Origin of the sequence: Ehrlichia muris AS145 (assembly GCF_000508225.1) — a bacterium.
GTDB classification, from domain to species: domain Bacteria; phylum Pseudomonadota; class Alphaproteobacteria; order Rickettsiales; family Anaplasmataceae; genus Ehrlichia; species Ehrlichia muris.
The window spans coordinates 155,506-175,725 of sequence record NC_023063.1 but is presented as its reverse complement, the minus strand read 5'-3'; the positions used below and the strand labels follow the sequence as shown (position 1 = coordinate 175,725).

Sequence of the window (20,220 nt, the reverse complement as noted above, 5' to 3'; positions counted from 1 at the left end):
TTCCATAAATACATGGTTCATTTGCTATCTAAGTATATATATAATGTTTTTACAATCATAACTTCTTAAAAACAATTTGACATAATTAATCTGTTATTGGTATCATTACTGCTCGATTTATCTATATAGGAGGACTTTCTTTGGTTGAAGTTATAGTTTACCATGGAGATATAGAACAAGGTATACGCACCCTCAAAAAGAAATTACAACGTGAGGGAAAGCCTAGACAGATGAAAATTACTCATCATGAAAAACCATCAGAAAAACGTGCAAGGAAAAAGGATGATTGTGAAAGGAGAAGAAAGAAATTGCACAAGATACCTTATGAGCCACAGTTTACTAAGTTTCAAGTTAGTGCAAGACATTTTCAAGTAAAGAGGCCTTCTCAAGCTGATGACAGCACTAATAAATGAGTATAGAGTTCTAATTATAGCTCTTATACTCTCTATATATAAATTATAGTCATAGTACAAGTAAGGTATATTAATATGAATATTCATGAGTATCAGGCAAAGCATATACTAAGTAAGTTTGGTGTTAACATTCCAAAAGGGGTTGTAGTACATTCATTAAGTGAAGTTGATGATGCTGTCAGTCAGCTAAATTCAAAGGTAGTTGTTGTAAAAGCTCAGATTCATGCTGGTGGTAGAGGTAAAGCCGGTGGGGTTGTAGTATCTCGTACATTAGATGAAACTAAGATGTCTGTAAAAAATATGTTAGGATCAACTTTGGTTACTCATCAGACTTCAAAAGATGGACAAAAAGTAAGAAAAGTTTACTTAGAGGCAGGCTGTGATATTAAAAAAGAGTACTACATAAGTGCTATTGTAAATCGTAAGCAAGGTCAAGTAAGCATAATATTTTCAACTGAAGGTGGTGTTGACATAGAAGAAGTAGCTTCAACTTCTCCAGAAAAAGTTATTGTATGTGATATCGACCCGATATTTGAATTCCAGAGCTTTCACGGACGTAATTTATGCTTTGACAGTAATCTAAGTTTAGATCAAACAAGAAAAATTTCTGATATAGCTGGAAAAATATACAAAGCCATGTTAAGCACTGATGCAAACCAAATAGAAATTAATCCTTTGGTAGAAACATCATCAGGAGATTTTATTGCTCTCGATGCAAAAATGAATTTTGATGATAATGCATTATATCGTCATCCTGATATACAGGAGCTACGTGACTATGACGAAGAAATCAAAGAAGAGATAGAAGCTTCAAAGTATGGCTTAAACTATGTAAAGATGGATGGTAATATTGGATGCATGGTAAATGGTGCAGGGCTTGCTATGGCAACTATGGATATTATAAAATACTATGGTGCTGAACCGGCAAATTTCTTAGATGTAGGTGGAGGAGCAAATCAACAAACTGTTACTGAAGCATTCAAGATCATTCTATCAGATAGTAAGGTTGAGGGGATATTGGTTAATATATTTGGTGGTATAATGCGCTGTGATATAATTGCTAGTGGTATTATTGCTGCTATACAAGAAATTGGAATAAAGGTTCCATTAGTTGTAAGATTATCCGGAACAAATTTTGAATTAGGAAGAAAACTATTAGATGATTCAAAGCTAAATATTATTACAGCAAATGATTTAAGCGAAGCAGCATACAATATAGTTAATATAGTAAAGAAATAGAGGCACAATATGTCCATTTTAGTAGATAGTAATACAAAAGTTATATGCCAGGGTTTTACTGGTGCTCATGGTACATTCCATTCAGAACAAGCTATTGCTTATGGAACAAACATGGTAGGTGGAGTAACTCCTGGAAAAGGTGGGACATATCATTTGAACTTACCAGTTTTCAATACTGTAAAGCAAGCCAAGCTAGAGGTAGGAGCTAATGCTACTGTTATTTACGTTCCGGCCCCTTACGCAGCTGATGCAATATTAGAAGCAATTGAAGCTGAAATAGAGATTATTGTTTGTATTACAGAGGGCATACCTATTTTAGATATGGTACAAGTAAAACGTGCTTTAGTTAACTCCGCGAGTATATTAATAGGCCCTAACTGCCCTGGTATCATCACTCCAGAAGAATGTAAAATTGGTATTATGCCTGGATACATACATAAACGCGGTCATATAGGTGTCATTTCACGTTCTGGCACACTTACATATGAAGCAGTAGCACAAACCACAGAAGTTGGATTAGGACAATCAACATGTATTGGCATAGGTGGAGATCCTATCCATGGGATGTCTTTCACAGATTGCATGAAACTATTCATAAACGATCCAGACACACATGGTATTATCATGATTGGAGAGATTGGAGGGTCAGAAGAGGAAGAGGTTGCAGAATTTATAAAGTTATCAGGAACTAATAAACCTATAGTTGGATTCATTGCTGGAAAAACTGCACCTACAGGGAAACGCATGGGTCATGCTGGAGCAATTTCCTCAGGTACTTCAGGCAGTGCTGAGGGTAAAATAGCAGCTATGAAAAATGCAGGTATTATTATTGCTGAAACTCCAGCAGTCATAGGAAGAACAATGTTAGAAGCTATGAATAATAAAACAAAAAGCTAATTAATATACTTTTTATCTGTATTGCATATTTCTTACTTTTTGTCCATCTTTTGCAATCTGATGAGTAATCAATGTCTGTTTGGTATTAACATTGCTTCTATTATGTTAAAATTCTTGGCTAGTGGTAAGTAGTAGGCTTGTTTCGAGTTATAGGCAAAACATTTGGTTATGGGTATCCTAACTTGTTACCCATATTAAAAACATTTGCTGGCTATTGCAATGAAATGTAATCACTTACTATTTTATACCATTCCATATGGCTATAATGAGGATTACCCTATAAAGATAGAGTAGATGAAACAAAAAGACCCTTTACTAATTTATTTTTTACATAATTGGTATTACAAGTATTTCTAGCATTGACTAAAGCAAGTAGTATTCTTCTAACTAACTCATTTGAGTTTTTACTATCGATACTTCTATAAACCTGTACTCTTCACAACAAATCATGTTTACGTAATTTATTAAGTATTTCTAGCATTGACTGAAGCAAGTAGTATTCTTCTAACTAACTCATTTGAGTTTTTACTATCGATACTTCTATAAACCTGTACTCTTCACAACAAATCATGTTTACGTAATTTATTAAGTATTTCTAGCATTGACTAAAGCAAGTAGTATTCTTCTAACTAACTCATTTGAGTTTTTACTATCGATACTTCTATAAACTTGTACTCGTCACAACAAATCATGTTTACGTAATTTATTAAGTATTTTTAGCATTGACTAAAGCAAGTAGTATTCTTCTACCTAACTCATTTGAGTTTTTACTATCGATACTTCTATAAACTCATATTCGTCACAACAAATCATGTTTACGTAATTTATAAAGAACCTCACACATAGGTATTTTGCATCAACAAAATTTTATACATTATCTCTATTTATAGAATATTATAAAATTTTTAACTTTTCGCCTACAGAATCTTATTATCTCAAAACTTTACAAGACAAATTTCATATTTCTCATCGTAATATATTATTAAAAAATATTAACCTTATCATACTCACAACATCCATTCCATTTCTAATACAAGAAAATACCTCAAAATCAAAAAACTGTCTTCACAATAAAAAGAATATGAACCATGTAAAATTTGCATTATCTAATCATTAAAAATACTAATTAACTTATTTTTTACATGAGATATAATATCCACTTCTTTCACATATTCTCCACTAATTTGTGCTAATTGGGCATTGCCTCCACCTTTGCTTTTCATTATACTACCTATTATTTTTACAAAATCTACAGCTTTAACTTTACTATGTAAACTACTTCCGACACCTATAGTATATATCACATTGTGATCCACAACATTAGAAAACAATATAATCCCACTATCAGTCAAATACCTATTAATAAACTTCTTAACTATGTCAATCGGTACATCACTCAAACTACTATATAAGAAATCAATATTGCCTATTTTCTCAGCACTAATACCTTGTAGCTTAATCACACTAAAATAGACATCTGATAATTTCTGCTTTAGTTCTTGATTACTTTTATTAAGCTTATCTATTTGTACTAATACATTATCTATAGGAGTCTTAATATTCTCAGCAATTGAATACAACATCTTCTCTTGTTGTCTAAAATAATTTATCGCATACTGACCTGTAACAGCTTCTATTCTACGTATTCCACAAGCAACACTAGCTTCTGAGATTATCTTAAAACATCCTATCTCACCAGTGTATTTCACATGAGTACCGCAACATAATTCTTTCGAATTTTTTATATTAACTACTCTCACTCCATGTTCTTCATATTTTTCAGTAAATAATGCAACAGCCCCTTCAGCGATTGCATCTTTTAAATCACATATATCAGTAATAACAGGACTATTTTCACGTATTAACAAATACATCTTATCTTCAATCAAAGTAAGCTGTTCATTTGTTAATGCCATACCATAACTAAAATCAAAACGTAATTTATCATCACTTACCAATGACCCTTTCTGCATGATGCTATTATCTATCTCTGACTTTAAGACATAATGTAATAAATGCGTTGCCGAATGATTAGCACATAAATTTTTTCTTCTTTCATCATCAACTTCTGCAGAAATTATATCCCCTACCATTATGGAGCCTCTTTTGATAACACACTCATGAACATAAAGAGTATCCAATATCTTTTTTGTGTTTATCACTTCAGCAACATTATTATTATCAAGTAACTCTTTTTCATGTCTCACAACAACCCTTAATGTTCCTATATCTCCTTTTTGCCCTCCAGATTCAGCATAAAATGGTGTTATGTCTAACAATATATCAACTTTATCCTCAACATGAGCTACTTCAGTACTCTTATCATGCCCATGAACTATTGATACAACTTTAGCTATAGCATTACAACGTTCATATCCGATAAACTTTGTATCACCACAATACTGTTTAATATCTGTCCAAAATTTCCCTTTTAACTGTTGATCAGATTTTATGGAATGGTTAAGCCTAGATCTTTCTTTTTGTTTACGCATGTTATCATAAAAGCCCTGTTCATCAAATTTTACCCCTTTTTCTTTTATAACATCTAAAGTAATATCTACCGGAAACCCATAAGTATCATACAATTTAAAAGCAATATCACCTGATAAAACATCACCTGAAGACAAATTCACTAACTCTTTCTCAAGTAATGGCAATGCCCTAACTAAAGTATCCCTAAAATTCTCTTCTTCTATCTTTAAAACTGATATTATTAGATCCTTAGCATGAAGTAATTCAGGATAATAATCCGCCATATATCCACAACTTTTTTCATCAATTAAAGTCGGAAAAATTTGATACATTAAAGCTCCATCATATTTTAACATATATACATATCGAGCTGCTCTTCTAATTATACGACGTAAAATGTAATCTCTTCCCTCATTACCTGGCGTTAAGCCTTCTGCTATTAGAAATGCTGCTGAACGTACATGATCTGCAATAACTCTATGAGCAAGTTCATTTGTACTATCACCTGATTGTTTTTTTGATACCTCTATTAAATCTTTAAACAAGCTTATATCATAATTATCATATACCCCTTGCATGACAGCTGTAATTCTTTCAAGTCCCATACCAGTATCTATACATTTTTTTGGTAACGCACACAGTTCACCATCTAACTTTCTATCATATTGCATAAAAACTAAATTCCAGATTTCCGTAAACCTTGCACCATCTTCTTCCAAAGTACCAGGTAATCCTCCTTTTACATTATCCCCATAATCATAGAAAATCTCTGAACAAGGACCACATGGTCCTGTATTTCCCATACTCCAAAAATTATCATTAGTTTTTATTTTGATTATTCTATTATCAGAAACACCACTGATTTTTTTCCATAAATCAAATGCTTCTTGATCATCGTGATATACTGTAAAATACAGCTTATTCTTGTTCAAAGAGAGCTCTTTAGTAATAAAATTCCAAGCAAATTCTATGGCACCTTCCTTAAAATAATGACCAAAACTAAAATTACCAAGCATTTCAAAAAAAGTATGATGTCTATTTGTATATCCAACATTCTCTAAATCATTATGCTTACCACCTACCCTTAAGCATTTTTGACTTGATACAGCTGTCTCTATACTCGCATTATTAGAGTCAATAAACATCTGTTTAAACTGCACCATACCAGCATTAGTAAACAATAAAGATGGATCATCTGTTACCATTAGTGGAGAAGATGGAAAGACTTGGTGACCATTCTTTGCAAAAAAGTCTATAAATAATTTTCGAAGATTGCTAACTAAGTTATTTTTTATCATAAATTTATTCTTTATAAAATATAAGTTACATCATAAAAGTATACATTTGATATTACAAAGCACTATAAAAGTGATAAAATAAATTGACTTATATGACAGAGGTATAATTATTAAACTATACATATAATAAGTTTGTGAATTTTATTTATAAATAACATGATATTCGTTACAATACTATTGTCTATTGCATTATTAATAGGAAATTATCATAAAGCAAAACTTACTTTCGAGGACAAGTTCAACATGATAACTTCCCTAAACATTGTCTATCCATTCATTGTCTGCTATTCACTTTATACACAGCATCTGAATATAGCATTCATCTTAGTAACATTTATCATACTAATTTTAATCTTAATAGCAGCATACATAGATAAAGAATTCTTATTACTGAAGCTCATCATGTTTTCTTCAGTAGGGTTACTCTCCCTTGTTGTAATATGTATAGTACTATGCTTAACTTATGAATCAGCATTGTTTTTTAGTAAAATACCATTAACTGATTTTTTATTTGGAATTAACTGGCAACCTGATTCAAACATTATAGATGGAAAACCAGTAGGCTCATTTGGAATATTACCATTATTAAGCGGTACACTCCTTATAGTTATTGTTGCAATAACCATAGCCGTACCTCTAGGGTTATTTTCTGCAATTTATATAAGTGAATATGCAAACAAGAAAATCAGATATATAACCAACACAATACTTGAAATATTAGCAGGTATTCCTACAGTAGTGTATGGGTATTTTGCCGTAGTATTTTTATCACCATCGATTAGAAGTTTGGCAAAGTATTACAATCTTAATGCTCAATCGGAAAATGCACTAGTAGCTGGACTAGTAATAGGAATCATGATTCTCCCATTAATTACTTCCCTGATAGAGAACGCTATACATTCTGTCCCCAAGACTTTACGGTACGGATCCATGGCACTTGGAGCATCAAGAGCAGATACTATTTGGAACATTATCATCCCATATGCATTACCTAATATCATTAGCGCAATTATATTATCAATTTCAAGAGTAATTGGAGAAACAATGATTGTATTAATGGCAGCTGGTATAACGGCACATTTAAGTTTTAATCCATTACATGCTGTAACTACTATTACAGTACAAATCGCCACAATTTTAACTGGAGATCAAAACTTTAATAGTATTCAAACTTCATCAGCATATGCTTTAGGGCTTACACTATTTATAATAACGTGGCTTCTTAATTTACTTGCACTACACATTACAAAAAAAGCAACAAGATCTATTAAAGTTCACTAACCTTATATGTTAAACTATACATTAGATTATCTCAGTACTAAATTTAACATTACCCCTCTAATAGGGATAGAACTAGAATTCTATTTTGATAATATAAATTCAAACGATATCAGTTCATTAGTTACCAACATTAAGGAAAGGATATATCCTTTTAACTGCAATATAACAAAAGAACAAGACAATTTACAATACGAGATACAAACATCTACAACTACTAAAATTCCTAATTTTATTCTTGAGATTAATCTTATAAAAGAAATTTTAGCAGACAGTATAAAACATTTTGGAGGAAGTATTAATTTTTCTGCAAAACCATATTTAGACAAACCAGGCAGTGCATTTCATATACACATAAATTTACTTGATTCTAATAACAATAATTTATTTTCTAATCAACATGATAAAATGAGTGATTATTTATCGTACAGCATAGGAGGATTATGTTATCTAATGAAAAAACATATGATTTTCTTTGCTCCAAATCACAACTCTTACTTAAGATACATACATGCTGATATAGATACTCCAACAACTATAAGCTGGGGAGGAAATAATAGAAGTGCCTCCATACGTATACCAAGCACCAGCACAGATCCAACAAAATGTAGAATAGAACATAGAGTCCCTGGAGCAGACTGTAATTATAACCAAGCGATAACATCAGTTTTGCAGGGAATAATTTATGGAATAGAGAAAAAAATACAGCCACCACCAAAAATCTATGGAATATCGTCAGATACACAATATAAACTTGAAAAATTACCACTAAGTTTAAATGAGGCAGTAAGATATCATATAAAATAGGACTACGACACCTTGCATAGACTATAACTACAAGCCACAATAAATTTTAAAAATAACCTACTAGATCAAAAGATACAGCTACTACTAAAACTTATGGCATATCGTTAACATACAATATAATCTTGAAAAATCACTACTAAATTTAAATGAAGCAGTAAAATATAATATAAAATAGGAACAACAACACTTGCATAGACTATAACTACAAGCCCCAACAAATTTTAAAAATAATCTACTAGATCAAAAGATACAGCTACTACTAAAACTTATGGCATATCGTTAACATACAATATAATCTTGAAGAATCACCACTAAGTTTAAATGAAGCAGTAAAATATAATATAAAATAGGAACAACAACACTTGCATAGACTATAACTACAAGCCCCAACAAATTTTAAAAATAATCTACTAGATCAAAAGATACAGCTACTACTAAAACTTATGGCATATCGTTAACATACAATATAATCTTGAAGAATCACCACTAAGTTTAAATGAAGCAATAAAGTATCATTTAGTGGAAGTAAATCAGATTTATGTACACAACTCCTTAGCCATATTTTAATCATCGAATATAATGACAAGCATCAATATCACAAAATTTATTGTAGCCTGAGTTACAACATAAAAGAAATTTCTTTGTTATGAAGTCATATAAACTATATCTTACTTGGATATTCAAAGATCAATTTTATATCAGATTACATAGCATTAGTCTCTTTAATATATTTACATTATAAAATGGATAGAAGGGTATTATATCAAAAAATACAAAATGCTCATTTACAATATTATATAAAACTATAAACTAACAAAAATACCAAAAGAAATACAATTCTAATCACCCAAGTACGACACACAGCTGAACCTTCATTTTATTATGATCGATACCACTGTCTAATCACATACCTTACATACATGTATAGCTTATTTCTACTTTACCTTACAATGTTAAACATTAAGTTGCAATCCATCATAACCAACTATTATATTATCTTTAGAATGACTTCTCACATAATCAACCAAAGAATAGTACTCAAGATAATGACTCATATGAGTCAAAACAGCAATTTCTGGCTTAAATTCTTTTATCCAATCTAAACATAAATCTACATGAGAATGTGCAAAACTTGCATCATATTTTAAGCAACCTAGTATCAAAATTTTCTTGTTATATAAAAATTTACAAGATTCTTCTGGAAAAGATTGAACATCAGTACAATAAGCAACTTTATCATTGAATATAAATCCATTAGAATCACTAATACCATGTAACTGTCTTATAGCTAATATACGAAAATCTTTAATAGTAAATTCTTTATAGTGATATATTACATTCACTGTTAAATGATGGCACCTCTTCCAGGTAGAAGTATATGCACTAGGAATAAAGAAATATGAGTTACTAGCAGTCAATAAACATAAAGTATTCATATCACTGTATATAGGTATACTATTCAAACCATGCTTAGGGACAAATGGCTGAAGATCAGAAATACCATCACAATGATCAGAATGGAAATGAGTATACAATACTGCATCAACAGATGATAAATTATTTTGTAATGCCTGAAATCTTAAATCAGGAGTAGTATCAACAAGCAGCTGTGTATCTTTGCTTTCAACTAATATTGAAGACCTCATCCGTTTGTTATACCTTACACTTGAACTGCAAGCATCACACTTACAGCCTACAATTGGCACACCTCCAGATGAACCGCATCCAAGAATTGTTATTTTCATAAAAAGTCAACATACTCACATGTGATCAATATCATTAGTAACTTTATCAGTCAAGCATATAAATTACGCTCTATAATATGCGCATGTAAATTAGGGCCATAAAATTAATATATTTTATCTATACCTATATTCACTCACCTATGTCAAAGCACTATTATAAATTAAATATATCTTAGATATAAGACAAGTTCAAACATAACTATTAAACTAGATATATTACAGTATATCTATAATATTAATTTCTCGGTTATTTCAAAATACTATTATAGATTTAAACATATTCCAAATATACAGCGTATATCTAAATTATAGACAAGTTTCAGCATGATACGATGATTACTTGATTCTGACGTAACTTACATCACAAAATAACTTACTTTAACTCTATATTAACCATTACATTTTTAAATGTGTTTTATAATGTACAGATGTATACATAATACTAAATCCTACTCCATATTTTGACTCTGAGCATATATGGTGTGCAATTTTAAAACATCAACATCTGGAAAAAATATACTCTTAATTTTACTAATGTTAATATTCCTCCTTTTTAATTCCGCAGCATGTTTTATTTCCGATACATTTTGTTCGGTAACTTCTTCATTTTCTGGTATCAAACTTTCCTGTATTGTAGAATAAAAGTTACACACTTCAAACAACACATCTTCAATTTTATTAGTATTAACACTCAAATTACTAGTAATGACTCTTACTAAATATTCAGACATCACTTTCAATTTTTCTTGTGGTATATAACATAATGTAAGTCCTGAATCATCTTTTTCCATAAACTTACAACTATTATTTCTTAATCCAAAAACTGTATATTGAATTTTATCAGTAAAAAAATCCATCTCACAAGTATAATTTGTACAATGATTTAATGCGTATATCAACCCAAGACAACCATGCTTCTTAGCTTCACATCGAGTACTAAACATCATTATATATAAAACCATTATTGGGAGTATTACACTAATTTTCATTAACAAACCTACCTACTATATTATATAATTCAAATACAATACTACCACGTACAATAGGTATAGTTTCACCTTTCAATGCAGCTTGTAATACTTCATTTGTAATATCAGTCTTTTTCTCAATACTCAAACTAATAACTTTGACATATCCAGAAATATCATGATATATCGCATTAAGGAATAAAAATACCTGCTCATCACTAATAGATGAGAACCTAATTTCAATATGACGCTTAATTACATTTATATGTTGTTTATTATACATATCACTAACTACTTTAGGACTAGATATGTTTATCTGAAAATTAAAAAGATAGTACTTCTTAAACAAATTGCTTATCAATGTTCCTAAATTGTTTTCGTAGAAAGTACTATATATATTTGAAGTTGATATTTCTTGCCATAAAACTCCACTATCATTTAGCATTGCTTCGTGTTTGTGAACGTTCATGATTTTAAACCTCAATTTTTGAATTTCATCAGCAATACGTGAATTATGTTGTGCCATATAAGCATTAGATTCATATAAATAATGTAATGTCATAGACAGGGTAAACAACAACATTATACATACCGATACTTTTATTATACAGTATCTTTTTAACAGTTTACTATTCATTACATTACTTCTCTAGCTTCACCACAACAATTTTCTGACTCTCCGAAATATTGGGTGCAATATCTATTACTTCTACCTTATAAGCTTCAAATTCTTTTATCATTTTATCTTTTAAGTCGTTAAAATAATATAAAAACTGTTTGTCCTCCACAAACTTCAATAATAGTTTTACTGTTATACCACCACTATTTGTATCGAATGATAAGTAATTGATTTTAAAGCCTTGCAAATCGATTTTTCGCAACTGTAAAATCAAGTCAAAAGAAAAAAAATCATCTGCTGAAAGAAGTTTATACACATCTATTGTTTCATACATTTCACTAATTTGTCTCACTTGAGCATCTTGATCCATTTTTTCAACTCGAGACACTAATTCTTCTTTACTAAGTAGTAGCTCAATTCTCTCATCATAACTATTATTTACATTAAACATATAAGCTATATTTAGCAAAGACATCAGTAGAACAAAACATAATAAAGAAGGTATAAAATATTTATTAAAGAAGAAAATTCTATAGAACAACTTTGTACTCTTCGTATGAAAAATCTTCAATGGTTTCTCTTCTGTAATAGCACACAATACTACAGTATCACAAAATTCACTCATAATACTTGAAGATTGTTTCAACACTAAGACTTTTGATAGTTCATATGGAGTAAAAATACTTTTATCTACATTCTTAAAATCAAACAACAATAAACTAGTTTTTATATCACTAGAAGCTATGATATACAAATTGATAACTGACTCTTTACTATACCCAAATTTAGCAAGATATAAAATCGTATCAGATATCTCCTGATAGACTTTACCTGCAATAATACTTGGCAGCATCTCATCTTCAGTCATAACAATAGTACTTACATGTACTATCTTACCTTTATATAGAACAACTTGCCTAAAATCATTTGTTTTGGTATACGCTATCAATATAGTCCATCCTTCATTGTCTTTACCTTGAAATTTAAGTAATTTATCACAAAGATATGATAATTCTATTGGAAATAACAATATCCCATAAAAATTACACAAATTATCAGTAATAATTTCCAGTAGCTTCTTAGACAGTTTGTTTAGCCGACTTGTTGCAACCATATAATGCCAGCTTTTATTCAAAGCATCCGGCTTTGTTAATAAAAATGCAGTACCTATTTCACAATCACCTATAACCTTACTAAGATTCATTTTAACCAAAGACCTAGCAATAATGCGACTATAAGCAGGGATTACGTGTTCAGTATAAATTTGATCAGAATGATTTAATACAAGATATACTCGAGATTTTTTACACTCGACTATACATGATACAACTTTTGAGAAATCTATATCCTGTTCGTTTTTAATGAAATACTTATCACGTATTGCACCATTAACGATATTCAGAATTACAGCCCCATTATCTCCTACAGATATGACTACTTTATTCTTAGATACTTCAGAAAAAAATGACATTATTTTCACACAAAATTTACAGTACTAACATTAGCTTTAATAATTCACACAAAGAAGAATCTTCTCTCTACTATTAACAGTAATAAATAAAGATATATTAATAAAAAATGCGAAAAAACATAACCAGACCTTTGAATTAACACTATTTTTACGTGATATAATAAAAAGAATATAATCTAATCTACAACTAGGATTTTTATTTAAGCAACATAACTCACATATATTCTTTATCGACTACACCATCTCTAGAATTACCTTACATTGATTTTACCCTGCAAGTTTTCTATCACATCACATCATGTTCCAAAATAATCTTCTCCATAACAAAAAGCTTATTTATATACATATAAAACATAACAATACTAACACACAATATGCAAATCAAACACATCATTTATATTATATAAATATCTTACAAATATTTATACCAATCACACACTACTATCTTTATCTTGTGACTTATAAGTAATATATTTATAATAGTTTCAATATGCTATCCTATTAGGAATTTGAATCCCTACAATCTCTTGCATATCACTCAATTCAAATACTTGTAGCTCTGGAATATTACAGCCTCTAGAACTTCTATCCATACACCTTGTCAAATTCCGTCTCAATCTATTACAACCAAATTTATTGTAAAATACCCCAACAAAAAGCATAATGATAAGACCTACAATAAATATTCCCCCAACCAACAATCCATGGTTACTAGAGTTGTAATTTACAGGATATGTTTTGTTTCTACTAATACTATCATTTGTCAAAAAAAAGCTCTCTGATCTACTTATACTAGTAGTTGTAAAGTTTAATCTACCTGTTACAGCATAATCATTAGTTGTTTCAAGATCTTCATCATAAAATACATGCCTTCTTAGAGTACTTTTGCTTCTAAGACTAGATCGAGTAGTGCTTCTTATTTTATGGTTTGTTTTTTTGTTTAATACACCGTATTCAACATCTGAAGCCTTACCTATATATTTCTTACCTGTTGTGAACTTTGCTCTCTTAACTGTTGTAGACTGTGCCGGAATTCTAGTAACACTTGACACATGATGGTTATGATTAGTTGACACCAACACCTTACCTACAAAATCCGCAGTATTATCTCCTACAGAACTCTTAGTACTACTATCAGTAGTCAAAATTACTGATTGTGTTGTACTAGGTATCACATGAGAGCCATAATACAATGTAGATTTTTTAATCTCTTTTTTAGAATCACTAGATACATATGGTAATGATCCTGTAGTCATATGCTCTACATTAACTTTGGCAGTACTATGGTTATGATTAGTTAACACCAACACCTTACCTACAAAATCCGCAGTATTATTTCCTACAGAACTCTTAGTACTACTATCAGTAGTCAAAATTACTGATTGTGTTGTACTAGGTATCACATGAGAGCCATAATACAATGTAGATTTTTTAATCTCTTTTTTAGAATCACTAGATACATATGGTAATGATCCTGTAGTCATATGCTCTACATTAACTTTAGCAGTACTATGGTTATGATTAGTTGACACCAACACCTTACCTACAAAATCCGCAGTATTATTTCCTACAGAACTCTTAGTACTACTATCAGTAGTCAAAATTACTGATTGTGTTGTACTAGGTATCACATGAGAGCCATAATACAATGTAGATTTTTTAATCTCTTTTTTAGAATCACTAGATACATATGGTAATGATCCTGTAGTCATATGCTCTACATTAACTCTGGCAGTACTATTTAAATTTGAAGTTACTTCTTGTAACCCTTCAGACTCTTTAAGCAAATCATATGTAGTCATGTAACTAGTAGGTGTAGTAACTTCGTACACAGGCATATTAATACTATCAGTAGAAATATGACTCTGCATAGTAGTAAAAATATCTTTAGATTGCACCTCCCTAATACTGAAAGACATATGTGCCATATAATTATTATCAGTCTTCTTAGCTTCTACAGTACGAACTTTAGCATATGCATCTGCAAGTAATACATCTTGAGTAACAACATGCACAAAATCAGCAATATTTGTAACTTCATGACGTGAGAATTGTATGACATCAATATGTGTAATATTCCCACTTCTTAATTGTAACTCTGGTATCCCATACTTGATTATATTATCTAACCCTACAATCGTGATTATTATACTATTTTCAACATGCTTCACATACAATGACGCAATATGTTCTTTAATCTGCATAAAGTCATATATAGAAAGCTGATTACCTGCCTTACTATGAACAACAACTAATTGATCATCATTCTTGAACTTCCCATCAGGTACTACTCCAACATAAGCTACATAAGTATCTTCTCCATTGCGAACAGCACTAATTACATCAATTCCACTCATTGGAATATCATACCTAGCACTGTCAGCCAAATTACACCCATAACGATGATTTATAAGACATTCTGCTATATTTAAATTTAGATTATAATCAACCGAAATTTCGTATAGACTGGAAAAAAACTTCTGACCAGCACTAAGATACTTTCCTACATAGAGCAAATTCAGGTGCCTTTTAAAGTCTGAAACCATAATTAACTTATCACTATATTTACCATATCCTATATAACCAGAATATTTAAACAAATATTTGCTATTAAATTTGATCCCTCTGGTCATAGGCTTAATAAGTTGAAACTTACCATCATGATATTGCATACGCCACATTACATAGAATCTATCTGGCAATTTCGCCCTATCATCATTATCAACCCTTCCAATAATAACAACAGTATCTACCCGACTTTGATACAAGACAACAGGATACTTAACTTCTTCTTTTAGAGAATTAACAGAGTTACTTAAAGGTATTTTACCCATATCAAACAATGTTATATTAGGAGAATAACGCACCTTATATATTTTTAATGATACAGTACTTTTTATCTTGTATCCTCTAAGTACACCTTCAGAAAGGGCTATAATTAAAAAATCATTATCCACACCTTTTACAGATAACATTCCTGGCAAGTAATTTTTTACCACACGATCTAATATAGAATCATCATTAACCTTAACATGATAGGTAGAATTACCATGACGAATTTCACATATTAGATCATGTCCCACAAAAGCACGTTTTACATAATATGCAGAAAAAATAGTATTATCTCTCTGAACAAAATTAACACTATATGCATTTAAAATACTAATTTTATTCTGAGTACCATCCTGATTACTAGATGTTTCATTGACAGTCATTTCTATTGATTTCTGCAAAGTTTTCATAAATGGACGTAAAAAAATTAATTATGTTTAATAATATTACAAATATTTAACAAATCAATAATTTTAGTTAATTTTTTATTAAAATATTATCAACATAATATTAATTAAAAATTACGACTTATTAATAAATACAACTTTGTACCCTCTCAAAATGTTAAACTTGCAAATATCCTAACACTCTACTATTATTACCTACTATTATCTAAAAAAATAAAAGCATGACTAAACATGAATTTCTCATAATTGGAAGCGGACCTGGAGGGTATATAGCAGCTATAAGAGCAGCGCAACTAGGATATGATGTTGCAATAGTCGAACAAGAAAATACATTAGGTGGAATCTGTTTAAATTGGGGATGCATTCCAACAAAGTCATTGCTACAATCCGCATCAATCTACCACAACATTAGAAAAGCAGATATTTTTGGCATTACAATAAAAGATGTAAAATTTGATTTTAATAAAGTAATAGAACGTTCACGCAATGTTGTCGACAAGTTATCCAACGGCATTAGTGTATTAATGAAAAAAAACAACATAAAAGTTTACCATGGAACTGCAAAATTACTCGGCAATAGCACAGTAACCATTACAGATCTCTCAAACAAAACAATTAACATTACATCAACTCACATCATCCTTGCAACAGGATCTAAGGCTAAGAGCATACCAGGTATAGATTTTGATAATAATATAGTTTGGAATGCTAAAAACGCTATGATACCTGATAAGCTCCCTGAATCTTTATTGATTATTGGCAGCGGAGCTATAGGAGTAGAATTTGCAAGCTTTTACAATACATTTGGGACTCAAGTTACAATGGTAGAGTTAAAAGATAATATACTTCCACTTGAAGATCATGAAATATCTGAATGTATGCATAATATTCTAAGCAACAAAGGAATTAAAATTCACACAAAAAGTTCAGTAACAAAATTAGAAAAGTTTAACAATTATGCTAAAATTCAAGTTTCAAATAAAATACATTTACAAGTAGATAAAATTATATTGGCAGCAGGAGTACAGCCCAATTCCAATAATATTGGTCTTGAGAATACACAAATTAAAACAGACAGTGCTGGATTTATTATCACTGATCAATATTGCTATACAAATGAACCAGGAGTTTATGCTATAGGTGATGTTGCTGGTCCTCCATGTCTAGCTCATAAGGCAAGCCATGAAGCAGTACTATGTGTAGAAAGTATTGCTGTAAAAGAAAATAAAATCACAAATTCTCAACATAAAGTACATCCTATAAACAAAAGTAATATACCTAGTTGTATATTTTCAATACCACAAATAGCTAGTGTTGGGCTAACTGAAAATCAAGCACAAAATCAGGGATATACTACTAAGATTGGAAAATTTAATGCAAACTGCAGCGGAAAAGCAGTAGCTATAGATGAAACAGAAGGTTTTGTTAAAGTCATTATAGACAAATCTACTGGGGAGTTATTAGGCGCACATATGATTGGAGCAGAAGTTACAGAAATGATCAATGGGTATGTTATTGGAAAACAAGTAGAAGCTACCGATCAGGATATTATATCGTCTATCTTCCCCCATCCAACACTATCAGAAATGATACACGAAGCAGTATTATCATCCGACAACAGTTCGCTTAATAGCTAGATTTACATCATTCTAAATATAATAATCGATACCTTAACCATAAGGTTATTAGTCATATAAATGTAATAAGATAAATATTTTTACCTACAAAAAAATACATGTTTCCTCTTAATTTAGAAGTAAGCTTGTGAGATTAAGGAAAATTACATTATACTTAACTTATACACTCTTACAAACTTCATAATATAAAATACAAAAATGCTTAACTAGAGAGAAATGATATTTGCAACTATCTTACTTACTAGAACAAAATATAATTCCACAATAACAAAACATTAATAATAGCTTATATTTCCTCTCATTGTAAATAAAAACCACTCGCAATCAGCATTTTGCAATAATGTAAAACCCACTTATACAACCTTTACAACCGACATCCAACAAGGAAGCTCTTTTTTTACTTAGCAACTACAGAAACACGGGACACATTATTAAACTAAATAAAAACCACTTATACAACCTTTACAACCGACATCCAACAAGGGAAAGCTCTTTTTTTACTTAGCAACTACAGAAACACATAATACAATATTAAACTAATAAAACACATAGTAACATTACAAAACTCTTGGCAATATATAAATAACTTCACTTTCTTTATAGTATCAATTTTATCTGATAACTTCCTATTTAGAATCCACTTTCACCTACAAATGTTACAAATAGTTTTAGTTATATGCAAACACATTACAGACTAGTTATTTATCATATCAAAGAATTCATTGTTATTTTTGCAGAAATTATATATAAGATTCACTTTTCACCTACAAATGTTACAAATAGTTTTAGTTATATGCCAACATACCGGTATATTACAGATCAACTATTCATCATATCAAAGAATTCATTGTTATCTTTAGTTATGGATAATTTATCTCTCAAGAATTCCATTGCTTCAACAGAACCCATTGATGATAACAACCTTCTTAATAACCACACCTTCTTTAAACATACATTATCTATTAACATATCTTCTTTTCTTGTACCAGATTTTGAAATGTCTATTGCTGGATATACTCTTTTATCAGATATTTTTCTATCTAATATTATTTCACAATTTCCTGTTCCTTTAAACTCTTCAAATATCACTTCATCCATTTTTGATCCAGTTTCAATCAGTGCTGTTGCTATTATTGTTAATGATCCTCCATTCTCTATATTTCTTGCTGCTCCAAAAAATCTTTTTGGTCTCTGCAAAGCATTAGAATCTACCCCACCAGTTAGTACTTTTCCTGAGGATGGTATCACTGAGTTATATGCTCTTGCTAATCTTGTAATTGAATCAAGCAATATTACAACATTCTTTTTATGTTCCACCATTCTTTTTGCCTTTTCAATCACAATTTCTGCAAGTTGTACATGTCTATATCCAGGCTCATCAAATGTAGAACTTACTACTTCACCTTTTACCGATCTACACATGTCTGTCACTTCTTCTGGTCTTTCACCTATAAGTAACACTATTAATTCTATATCTGGGTGATTTACAGATATTGAATGTGCTATTTGTTGTAATATTATTGTTTTTCCAGCTCTTGGTGGAGCAACTATCAGAGCCCTCTGTCCTTTACCCAAAGGAGCAACTATATCTATTACCCTCATGCTTATATCTTTTTTATTCAGGCTAATAGGATCATTACATTCTAATAATATTCTTTCTTCTGGATATAAAGGAATTAAATCATCAAAGTGCACATATCTTTGTAACTTTGCCATATCCGTAAAGTTTATGCTGTGTGCTTTTACTAATGTAAAATATCTTTCTTTTTCGCTTGGAGCTCTTATTTCTCCACTTACTATATCACCTGTTCTTAAATTAAACTTCTTTATTTGTCCTGCAGAAATATATACATCATCACCACTTGCAGCATAATTTGCTTCAGGAGATCTTAAGAATCCAAAACCATCAGATAATATTTCTACTACCCCTCCTCCTATCGCTGCACCTCCATCACTGACTACTTTTTTCATTAGGTGGAAGATTATCTCTTGTTTTAGCATCCTCCCATTACTTACTACTCCAAGATCTTCTGCTATTTTTAACAGATCTTCTATAGTTTTCTTCTTTAATTCACTTAAATCCAGTACTTTTACTTCCTGTCCTGATACCTGATCATCTGCTCTCCCTTCTATTATT

General features: G+C 30.4%; 13 protein-coding genes. 6 read left to right on the top strand and 7 right to left on the bottom strand.

Going from position 1 to position 20,220, the window contains the following annotated elements:
- Window positions 1–140 precede the first annotated feature (140 nt).
- From rpsU to sucD, 3 genes are all read left to right on the top strand, one after another.
- Complete coding sequence (gene rpsU, locus MR76_RS00695; protein WP_024071783.1) at window positions 141–413, top strand: 30S ribosomal protein S21; 273 nt, start codon at window positions 141–143, stop codon at window positions 411–413.
- Window positions 414–488: 75 nt separating this feature from the next.
- Window positions 489–1,652 (top strand): ADP-forming succinate--CoA ligase subunit beta, encoded by a 1,164-nt coding sequence (gene sucC / locus MR76_RS00690; RefSeq protein ID WP_024071782.1) that lies wholly within the window; start codon window positions 489–491, stop codon window positions 1,650–1,652.
- A gap of 9 nt (window positions 1,653–1,661) precedes the next feature.
- The gene (gene sucD, locus MR76_RS00685; protein ID WP_024071781.1) at window positions 1,662–2,549 is read left to right on the top strand and encodes a succinate--CoA ligase subunit alpha; all 888 of its coding nucleotides are present in this window, start codon (window positions 1,662–1,664) and stop codon (window positions 2,547–2,549) included.
- Window positions 2,550–3,655: 1,106 nt separating this feature from the next.
- On the opposite strand, the gene alaS is transcribed toward sucD, so the two are convergent.
- Complete coding sequence (gene alaS / locus MR76_RS00680) at window positions 3,656–6,319, bottom strand: alanine--tRNA ligase (protein WP_024071780.1); 2,664 nt, start codon at window positions 6,317–6,319, stop codon at window positions 3,656–3,658.
- Between the two features lie 156 nt (window positions 6,320–6,475).
- On the opposite strand from alaS, the gene pstC reads away from it, so the two are divergent.
- The gene (pstC, locus tag MR76_RS00675) at window positions 6,476–7,600 is read left to right on the top strand and encodes a phosphate ABC transporter permease subunit PstC (RefSeq protein WP_024071779.1); all 1,125 of its coding nucleotides are present in this window, start codon (window positions 6,476–6,478) and stop codon (window positions 7,598–7,600) included.
- A 6-nt stretch (window positions 7,601–7,606) separates the two neighbouring features.
- Window positions 7,607–8,404, top strand: coding sequence for a type I glutamate--ammonia ligase (locus MR76_RS00670; RefSeq protein WP_024071778.1), 798 nt, complete (start codon window positions 7,607–7,609; stop codon window positions 8,402–8,404).
- A 953-nt stretch (window positions 8,405–9,357) separates the two neighbouring features.
- Here MR76_RS00670 and MR76_RS00665 read toward each other — a convergent pair.
- The 5 genes from MR76_RS00665 to MR76_RS04635 all read right to left on the bottom strand — a co-directional run bounded on the left by MR76_RS00665 (window position 9,358) and on the right by MR76_RS04635 (window position 16,449).
- The gene (locus MR76_RS00665; protein WP_024071777.1) at window positions 9,358–10,149 is read right to left on the bottom strand and encodes an MBL fold metallo-hydrolase; all 792 of its coding nucleotides are present in this window, start codon (window positions 10,147–10,149) and stop codon (window positions 9,358–9,360) included.
- Window positions 10,150–10,598: 449 nt separating this feature from the next.
- Window positions 10,599–11,138 carry a hypothetical protein gene (locus tag MR76_RS00660; protein ID WP_024071776.1) on the bottom strand — a complete coding sequence of 180 codons (540 nt, stop codon included), beginning with the start codon at window positions 11,136–11,138 and terminating at the stop codon, window positions 10,599–10,601.
- Entirely contained in the window at window positions 11,128–11,679 is a 552-nt protein-coding gene (locus tag MR76_RS00655) for a hypothetical protein (protein ID WP_235111288.1), read from the bottom strand. The genes MR76_RS00660 and MR76_RS00655 overlap by 11 nt, the downstream gene beginning before the upstream one ends.
- 79 nt (window positions 11,680–11,758) lie before the next feature.
- Window positions 11,759–13,207 carry a hypothetical protein gene (locus tag MR76_RS00650; RefSeq protein WP_024071774.1) on the bottom strand — a complete coding sequence of 483 codons (1,449 nt, stop codon included), beginning with the start codon at window positions 13,205–13,207 and terminating at the stop codon, window positions 11,759–11,761.
- 485 nt (window positions 13,208–13,692) lie between these two features.
- Window positions 13,693–16,449, bottom strand: coding sequence for a hypothetical protein (locus MR76_RS04635; protein WP_024071773.1), 2,757 nt, complete (start codon window positions 16,447–16,449; stop codon window positions 13,693–13,695).
- A 218-nt stretch (window positions 16,450–16,667) separates the two neighbouring features.
- Here MR76_RS04635 and lpdA point away from each other — a divergent pair, with 218 nt between their 5' ends.
- A complete protein-coding gene (gene lpdA / locus MR76_RS00635; protein WP_024071772.1) occupies window positions 16,668–18,083 on the top strand; it encodes a dihydrolipoyl dehydrogenase in 1,416 nt (471 codons plus the stop codon).
- A gap of 819 nt (window positions 18,084–18,902) precedes the next feature.
- On the opposite strand, the gene rho is transcribed toward lpdA, so the two are convergent.
- On the bottom strand, window positions 18,903–20,219 hold the full coding sequence (gene rho, locus MR76_RS00630) for a transcription termination factor Rho (protein WP_407635605.1): 1,317 nt from the start codon (window positions 20,217–20,219) through the stop codon (window positions 18,903–18,905).
- Window position 20,220 lies beyond the last annotated feature (1 nt).